General features: G+C 41.2%; 8 protein-coding genes. All 8 read right to left on the reverse strand.

Going from position 1 to position 8,262, the window contains the following annotated elements:
• Positions 1-129: 129 nt before the first annotated feature.
• The 8 genes from QZZ35_RS07465 to QZZ35_RS07500 all read right to left on the reverse strand — a co-directional run bounded on the left by QZZ35_RS07465 (position 130) and on the right by QZZ35_RS07500 (position 8,018).
• Positions 130-816 carry a hypothetical protein gene (locus QZZ35_RS07465; protein WP_291236833.1) on the reverse strand — a complete coding sequence of 229 codons (687 nt, stop codon included), beginning with the start codon at positions 814-816 and terminating at the stop codon, positions 130-132.
• 202 nt (positions 817-1,018) lie between these two features.
• On the reverse strand, positions 1,019-1,324 hold the full coding sequence (locus tag QZZ35_RS07470; RefSeq protein WP_291234972.1) for a DUF1292 domain-containing protein: 306 nt from the start codon (positions 1,322-1,324) through the stop codon (positions 1,019-1,021).
• 62 nt (positions 1,325-1,386) lie between these two features.
• The gene (locus tag QZZ35_RS07475) at positions 1,387-3,219 is read right to left on the reverse strand and encodes an ATP-dependent helicase (RefSeq protein ID WP_291236834.1); all 1,833 of its coding nucleotides are present in this window, start codon (positions 3,217-3,219) and stop codon (positions 1,387-1,389) included.
• A complete protein-coding gene (gene gltX, locus QZZ35_RS07480; protein ID WP_291236835.1) occupies positions 3,210-4,670 on the reverse strand; it encodes a glutamate--tRNA ligase in 1,461 nt (486 codons plus the stop codon). The genes QZZ35_RS07475 and gltX overlap by 10 nt, the downstream gene beginning before the upstream one ends.
• A 107-nt stretch (positions 4,671-4,777) precedes the next feature.
• Positions 4,778-5,278 carry a Gx transporter family protein gene (locus tag QZZ35_RS07485; RefSeq protein ID WP_291236836.1) on the reverse strand — a complete coding sequence of 167 codons (501 nt, stop codon included), beginning with the start codon at positions 5,276-5,278 and terminating at the stop codon, positions 4,778-4,780.
• A gap of 10 nt (positions 5,279-5,288) precedes the next feature.
• Positions 5,289-5,648, reverse strand: coding sequence for a NusG domain II-containing protein (locus QZZ35_RS07490; protein ID WP_291236837.1), 360 nt, complete (start codon positions 5,646-5,648; stop codon positions 5,289-5,291).
• Positions 5,649-5,654: 6 nt separating this feature from the next.
• The gene (locus QZZ35_RS07495; protein WP_291236838.1) at positions 5,655-7,271 is read right to left on the reverse strand and encodes a CvpA family protein; all 1,617 of its coding nucleotides are present in this window, start codon (positions 7,269-7,271) and stop codon (positions 5,655-5,657) included.
• 21 nt (positions 7,272-7,292) lie between these two features.
• Positions 7,293-8,018, reverse strand: a complete 726-nt coding sequence (locus QZZ35_RS07500) for a hypothetical protein (protein ID WP_291236839.1) — start codon at positions 8,016-8,018, stop codon at positions 7,293-7,295.
• Positions 8,019-8,262: the final 244 nt, after the last annotated feature.

The raw sequence follows: 8,262 nt of genomic DNA on the forward strand, positions 1-8,262 counted from the left end.
GACAGCTTGTTGCAGGCTACAACGACAAAGTGCCTTTATCCGAAGCTGCCCAATATTTTATCGATATTCTGTCATAGTAACTGGGAAACGGGCTCATGGACACCTTTAAGTGACCATGAACCCGTTCATTCAATTGACAAATGATGATTCTTTATCCTTCAGATAGCCGGCCAATGCATCCATGATCGCATTCTCCATCCTCTCTGAAAGTACCAGATGGGGCTCTGCCTCAATGTAATCTCCGCTTTCTTCCTTATCCTTAATAAGCTGAATATCTGTAAGATCCATAACGATTCCGTACTTGTCCAATGCATCCTTCGCCAGCTCCATAAGTTTTTTCTTGCTTATTTCACTCTCCAGAATATCCAGTGCTATATTTTCCAGCTTTTCTCCTGCAAAAAAAGAAACAAAATTGCCAATCATACCCGCCATTCTTTCTTTCACAAGTCCCTTATAATCCACTTCAACCTGGCCAATCCACAAATACAAAAACTTTCCTTCCTGCACAATTGAAACTCTGCCCACATTCAAATACTTACCGTAAGAATTTGTTTCAAGGCCTTCATTCAGTTTCTCCTGAATCTTACCTGAATAAGTATCCAGACATAATACCAGCAATTCATTTTTAATATCTTCCGGCAAATGGTTCATTATCCCCAGTAATACCGGCAGAGCCGCATCATCCAGCTTCTTAAAAAAACGAAGGACCAGATTGTCAGATTCGGTAGTTTTTATGTTCTCCCGAATCATCGGAAAAATATTCTGAAATGTCTTCTCATAATTTATATCACTGATTTTAATACTTGCTGATAACATATTTTTCATCCTCTTTTCGTTCACCATATTATTTATGCCCTTATCATACAATCTGTCTCTTCACTTTTCTGTAAACTTTTTCCTCTGTAATGACCACCGAAAGCATTCATAGCTTTCCCATACAATGAAAAAATCTCTCAGCCTCACGGCTGAGAGATTCGATGACTATAGATGTCCATAAATCTTTCCCGTGGACACCTGCTTATTCTTCTTCAAAAATTTCATCAAATTCTTCACTGTCGAGTAATTCATCGAATGCGTCGGATACCATCTCCCACTCTTCATCGTTATCGATGTCTTCCAGTTTCACATCGTCTTCATTCTCTGCACCAATGAAACGATAAATATAAACTTCATCTTCGTCAACGCCCTGTCCTTCTAAAGGAAGTAAAGCGATATAGTCTTTGCCTCCTGCTGGAAATACAGCAACGACCGCACATTCAATATCAGCGCCGTCATCAAAGCTTAATGTCATTGTATCGTTTTCTTCCGGAATAAATGTTCCCATAATTTCTACCTCTTCTTTCTTTTTGAGTTTTTTCGCTCACATTCACTGTAACAGATAATCATTTAAAAAGCAAGAAATTCTCCAACAAATGGTGACATTTCTGCCTGTTTTCCATAACGCTCTCTCGTAAAATAGACTCTCAGGTCATTTTTCGCCCTGGTCATGGCCACATAAAACATCCGACGCTCCTCCTCCTGCTCAGAAGCTGTCAATGCTTTTTTATGGGGTGTCATCCCGTCATTCGCATCGGGAATGTAAACCACATCGTATTCCAATCCCTTTGCTCCGTGCATTGTCAGAAGGCGGATGCCCTCGTTTTCCTCAAATTTCTGTCTGGCCCTCAATTTCAGTGTCTCGGAATATTGACCGATTGCCTGAAACCATTCTTCCCATGTAGAATGGGCATGGCTCTTATCCATCAGATCATCCAGCACTTCTAAAAGATCTTCCGCTTTAATACCTCTGTAGGCCGCATAGTCCTTTAAATACGCATCATAGCCAATGGAATGACGGATATACTGAATTGCCGGATAGGGTCCCATTGAGGCAAGCATATAGAGATCGTACTCCAACTGTTCGATACGTTCCAGCATCCACTCTTTATTCTCATAATAATCCTTAAGATTCGAAAGATTTACCGGATCTTCATCCAGATAGGCGCGGGAAATATAACGGTTCGGGCGATTGATGACTCTTAAGTAATCCTCACGCCGGTTTCCTCCAAAAGCAAGATTCATATAGGAAAATATATCTTTTGCAATCCAGTGTTCGTATATATTCGGCACCGAATCTTTCATGACAAAAGGCACATTGTACATCATCAATTGTTCCACCAGCCCCGCCATCTGAAGATTCGTTCGGAAAATGACTGCAATTTCCTCCCACGGAACGCCTCTCTTTTCATGAAGATCGACAATTTCCCGAATCATTTTCAGATATTGATCCGCCGGCTTGACAAATGCTTTCACAAGCACTTCTTCGCCCTTTTCTCTGAAAGCTTTAAAATCCTTCTTATAACGCTGTTCATTATGATCGATCAGCTGGGCAGCCCTGTTTACAATCGCACCCGTTGAACGATAATTTTTATTCAGTATCGTAAGCTTAGCCTCCGGATAATCTTTTGTAAATCCAAGTAATATCTCCGGTTTAGCGCCGCGGAAACGGTAGATGGACTGATCATCATCACCTACGACAAAAAGATTATTTTCCGGCTTTGCGAGAAGCCTTATAATCTCATATTGTATCCGGTTAATGTCCTGAAATTCATCAATGAGAATATAACGATATTTTTTTTGCCATGCCAGAAGAATATCCGGCCGTTCTTTAAAAAGCTGCCATGTCTGGAGCAGCATATCATCATAATCAATGCGTCGCATTCTTTTAAGCTTTTTATTATATTCATTATAGATTTCATCAAATACGTCCTTTGAACAGTTGACCGAATAAAAATGTTCCAGAGACATCATATCGCCTTTGACCCTGCTGATATCTCCGGCAATATTCATAAGAAAATCCTTCTCATCATCCATCTCCACATCAATCCGGTGAACAATATCCCTGAGAATATCATATTTTTCATTCTCCATAAGGATATTCTCAACCTTGTACTGATATGCATACTTAAGAATCGTAAAAAATACGGCATGAAATGTACCGAAGCTGACCGGAAGATGACGGCCTCCCATCAGCCGGTCGAATCGGCTGCGCATCTCCCCGGCAGCTGCCCGGGTAAATGTTACAACAAGAATATTACCCGGAGCCACGCCGGCTTTTTCAATGAGCCATTGTGTTCTCCGGGTAATCACAAGTGTTTTTCCCGAACCGGGGCCCGCAAGTACGAGCATCGGACCCCGATCATGTTCAATTGCTTTTTTCTGGGAAGAATCTACTTGCATGCTTCTAATTTTTCAATGGCAGCCTGAATTCTTCGGATAGATTCTTCCTTGCCAATGACTTCCATAATTTCTGTTGCTCCGGCAGGTGTCATCTGTTTGCCGGAAACAGCGGTACGGATCGGCCACATCACATAACCGTTCTTATAGCCTTTTTCTTTGACAAATTCAACCAGCTTTCCATAGAGAGCGTCATTGCTGTAATCTTCCTGAGCCTCGAGAACCGGAAGAACTTCTTTTAAAACAGCAAGCGAAGTCTCTGCATTTGTCTTCATCTTCTTATGTGTATACATTGCGATATCATATTCCGGTACTTCCTCGAAGAAGTCGATCAGTGCAGGAATATCCGGGAAGATTTCGATACGTGTTTTTACCATCTCGGCAATCTTCTTATAATCCACATCTTTATGGATGGTCTCTTTGATGTATGGAAGTGCCTGAACATAGAAAGTATCAAAATCCATTGCTTTAATATATTCACCGTTCATCCATTTCAGCTTATTCATATCAAATACAGCCGGAGATTTGCTCATGTGACGGTAGTCAAATGCCTCAACAAGCTCCTCTAAACTGAAGATTTCACGGTTATCTTCCGGACTCCATCCCAAAAGAGCCACATAATTCACAATAGCTTCTGTGACGAATCCCTGTTCAAGCAGATCTTCAAAAGAAGAATGACCGCTTCGTTTACTTAATTTTTTATGTGCTTCATCTGTAATTAACGGACAGTGTACATATACAGGAACTTCCCAGCCAAAAGCTTCATACAGACGGTTATATTTCGGAGATGAAGACAAATATTCGTTTCCACGGACAACATGAGTGATTCCCATCAGATGATCATCGACAACATTGGCAAAATTATATGTCGGGTAACCATCGGATTTGATCAGTACCATATCGTCCAATTCTGCATTATCTACAGTGATGTCTCCATAAATATCGTCATGGAATGTGGTTGTTCCCTCTGTAGGGTTATTCTGACGAATAACATAAGGCACACCGGCTGCAAGCTTTTCTTCAACTTCTTCTTTAGAAAGATGGAGACAATGCTTGTCATACACCATAATTTCTTTGCCGGCTACTTCCTGTTTCAGACTTTCGAGGCGTTCTTTATCACAGAAACAATAATATGCCTCGCCTTTTTCAACTAATTTCTTTGCATATTCCATATAGATACCGGCTGCCTGACGTTCACTCTGAACATACGGACCGCAGCCGCCGTCCTTATCCGGACCTTCATCGTGAATAAGACCGGTTTTTGCCAGTGTACGGTTAATGATCTCCACCGCACCTTCTACAAAACGTTCCTGGTCTGTATCTTCAATTCTTAAAAGAAAATCGCCGCCCTCATGTTTGGCAATCAGATAAGCATATAATGCTGTTCTTAAATTTCCTACATGCATACGTCCTGTCGGACTTGGTGCAAAACGTGTTCTGACTTTCTTATCCATCTTTATCGACTCCTCATTAAAGCTTTTTCTAAACATTCAATCTGTATCATATCACATTCCCCGATCTTAAGAAAGTATTTCTTTTGTTTTTTCATGAAATGCTTCCTTCAGGCTCCCGAATGCAATACCTTTTTTATTCTCGGAATGACCTGTGCGGATACAATACCGATCAGTATACCTGTCACCATACCGGCAATCATAAGCGGCGGCAGGTAGGCAATAAGATTTATATTCTCAACGACTGCCATGGCAACAAGGAGCTGCCCTGTATTGTGAAGGACACCTCCCAAAAGACTGACACCGATCACTGAAAAATTTGGAACTTTTTTCAAAAGTGCCATCCCGCAGAAGCTTAAAATACCTCCGGCCATACTGTAAAGCATGGCCGAAAAACTTCCAAAAGTCATTGAAACAAGCATAATTCGTATCATAGAAACTGCAAAAGCCATTGGAACTCCCATCGTATAGAGGGTAACAACAACCACGAGATTGGCAAGCCCCAGCTTCATTCCCGGAATTCCAAGGTTGATCGGTATAAGAACTTCAACATAACTGAATATCATGGCCAGAGCGGTAAACATTCCGGCCATTGCAACTTTTTTAGACATATTTTATCCTTTACGCATCAATCTCATTATTTTCTTCTCCATCCGTAATCTCCAGTACAAGCTTATGAGGAAGACAAATAATCGTTTCATTTTCTTTATCGACAGGTGCATGGTTTACACAATACTGATCCGGACAATCCGCCTCGATCATCCGCACAGTACCGTCTTTAATGGAAAAGCGATTACATCCCCATTCCCCGTCAATTTCAACCTCCTGGTCTTCTGACAAATCGTAAGTTCCGTAAACTTTTCCGTCAACTGTCACAGTCAGGGTACCCCCTTCTCCCGTGCTTCTGAAAGACCAGAAGAAAAATCCTGCGGCAGCCAGACAAATAACAATACATATAAGGAAAACATCGCCCTTCTTCATAGCCGTTTATTTCCTTTCAATCTGATTCATCATAATAAAATCACTGTCTGAATCCACATAGCCGATCGTGACTCTGTCCTCCGGCTGCAAAACAGCGAGTACATCATTCAGCTGAATGGAGGCTACAAAAATCTTTTTAGAATTTGACAGCTGAACATAAAAATATGTATTGCCGTCTTTAACTGCCGTGTCAACCTGGGTTACCGTTCCCGTAATCTCACTTATTGACGAGGCATCAATGATCTGTCCGGAAGAAAGAAGCTTCACATAGACCGCATATGCCTGATCCAGCGTATCTCCGATAGCTACCTGTTGATATTTTTCTACATTAACAAATGCAAATTTCTTAACAAGCCCGGCATTATCCTTCAGTGAAACAAGATAAGTCGGCTGACCTCCGATATTAAGAAGTACAGGGAATGTAGCCTTATATGCCAGGTTCTGAACCTGTCCTTCCGCCGAATCCATCGCCGAATATTCCGTTGCACCGGAAACAATGTAATAACGCGCTTCCTTTGTACGCATGTTAACAAGAACAAGACCGATATTAGACTCATCATTGCCGACAGATGTAAGTCCCGTATAAAGCCATACGTCATCATCAATAGCCAGGTAATTATAGCCTCCCGAAGTTACGCACACATCTCTTTGTCCGAAAATCGTATTGATATAACCATTTTTATATTTACCCCAGTAATTGATCTGTTCTACAATGATGTCTGCAGAATAAGCCCTGTCTACCCATTGAGGCACATCCTGAATATCATAATACTCCGAATCACCGTTGCATGCATTTACAATAACAACGCCTTTTACATCACGACCGCCGAAAAGACCGATCGTATAATTAATGACCGGACAGATCCAGTATGGTTTTCCGTCATCATCCACTTCAAAGGAATAATCTTCGAAAATCTTTGTCGGATATTGAAAACGGAGATGTCTGTCAAGATCACGGAAAAAGTATTCTCCCGGTGAATAACGGATGCCCTCTTCCAACTGAACAAGTTCCACATCCTGAGTTGTCATATTTACAGAAATATATCCCGGAATACCGTTGGACTGGTTATTGAACCATTTAATAATGTTTCCGTATCTCAGCGGTGCAACACGTGTCGGTGTATCACGATAATTGATCTGGGTATAAGAATAGTCGTATTCATCTACCTCAAACTGGGAAATAAGATTGACCAGCTCACCAATCTTACGATTTCCGAGCTGAATCGCTGAATCCTTATCAACGATCGGAACATCTTTCATCGATACCTGCGCAATATCCTCCGTAAATTCACGATTTTCTACCGGAATAAGCTTCTGGTAAGCTCCGGCATGAAAAAACTGGTGGGATGCGACCTGACCGATTCCCAAAGTTGCAATACATAAAATGACAATGAGTAATCCTAATTTTGCATTTTTCTTTAAAAAGGCAAAATCAACTGTCCGGTTTTTAAGATCTTTAATGGAAAATGTACCGATTAAAGATGCAATCATATACACAACGGCCACTTCCAGCAGCCAACTGTAAAAATAAGGTGAACGCAGATTAAGTGCAGGCAGTGTAAAATAAAAGGACACGAATGCAAATAAAAGCGTAATAACCACCGTACGCACAATTTTCTTCATAAATACCTCCCGATGTAATCTTTATTCAATCACTCCGGTAATACTGCAAGGGAATGAACCTGTTCCGCCTTTACTCAAAGCAAATGTATGGTTTTCCACACTGCCTTTCTTTGTCGTAAAAGCCACAGAAACTTCATAGCCATCGGCTGTCTCATTCACTGCTGTAATATCCATATAACCGGAATAACCGTCTGAACTGTATACGATATAGCTGTCTATATCCCCATTAAACTCAATACCGCCCATGGATGCCGGAATGTCCGGAAGATTACCGTTTCCTCCAAACATTGCTGAAGCATATTCGGACATAACACCGCCTGGAACGACATAGCCGCTTCCATCATCAGATAAACGGATCTGCGGATGTATCCAGTCACTTCCATTAATAGCGGCATAAAGGCTCTCCCAGAGAAATTCACTGTTTGAACCATCATATGTCTTACCTCCGGTCATTGTCTTACAAAGGCCGGTCAGAAGCGGACGCATATTTTCCACATCATCCGGGATCTCCACATCAATGGCCGGTCTGGATTCCTCAAAGAATGGTTTTGTCTCCGGAGTACTCTCCGACTCTGTCGACGTTGTTTTCTCCGTCTCAGACTCCTTCTGCGTCTCTTTCTTTGTCTCATTAACAGCAACGCTGCCCGATGCATTTGTTTCCTGGGTTTTTCCCTTACATCCTGCTGCTGAAGCCATTACAAGACATGTTATAGTTAAAATACTGAATGTCTTCAAAAATCTTTTCATCATCTATACTCCTTTCATTTCAGTTCCTCTATTATACACCATTTTTATCTATAATAAAAGTCTCTGAACTTTTGTGAAAGTATAAAGAAACTATAAAAAATAAAAAAATTTAAATTTTTTCAAAAAAGCTCTTGCATTTTATTTTTTCGTGTGGTATGATAATCATCGTTGTGAGAGCAACAAGAAAACAAAACGCAGTTGTGGCGGAATTGGCATACGCGCTAGACTAAGGATCTAGTCCGGG

Origin of the sequence: Frisingicoccus sp. (genome assembly GCA_016298055.1) — a bacterium.
Lineage (GTDB): Bacteria > Bacillota > Clostridia > Lachnospirales > Lachnospiraceae > Frisingicoccus.

Excerpts from the sequence above, each read along its gene's own strand:
- QZZ35_RS07500 (WP_291236839.1), bottom strand. The coding sequence starts at position 8,018 with ATGAAAAGATTTTTGAAGACATTCAGTATTTTAACTATAACATGTCTT.
- QZZ35_RS07485 (WP_291236836.1), bottom strand. The coding sequence starts at position 5,278 with ATGTCTAAAAAAGTTGCAATGGCCGGAATGTTTACCGCTCTGGCCATG.
- QZZ35_RS07465 (WP_291236833.1), bottom strand. The coding sequence starts at position 816 with ATGTTATCAGCAAGTATTAAAATCAGTGATATAAATTATGAGAAGACA.
- QZZ35_RS07470 (WP_291234972.1), bottom strand. The coding sequence starts at position 1,324 with ATGGGAACATTTATTCCGGAAGAAAACGATACAATGACATTAAGCTTT.
- gltX (WP_291236835.1), bottom strand. The coding sequence starts at position 4,670 with ATGGATAAGAAAGTCAGAACACGTTTTGCACCAAGTCCGACAGGACGT.
- QZZ35_RS07475 (WP_291236834.1), bottom strand. The coding sequence starts at position 3,219 with ATGCAAGTAGATTCTTCCCAGAAAAAAGCAATTGAACATGATCGGGGT.
- QZZ35_RS07490 (WP_291236837.1), bottom strand. The coding sequence starts at position 5,648 with ATGAAGAAGGGCGATGTTTTCCTTATATGTATTGTTATTTGTCTGGCT.
- QZZ35_RS07495 (WP_291236838.1), bottom strand. The coding sequence starts at position 7,271 with ATGAAGAAAATTGTGCGTACGGTGGTTATTACGCTTTTATTTGCATTC.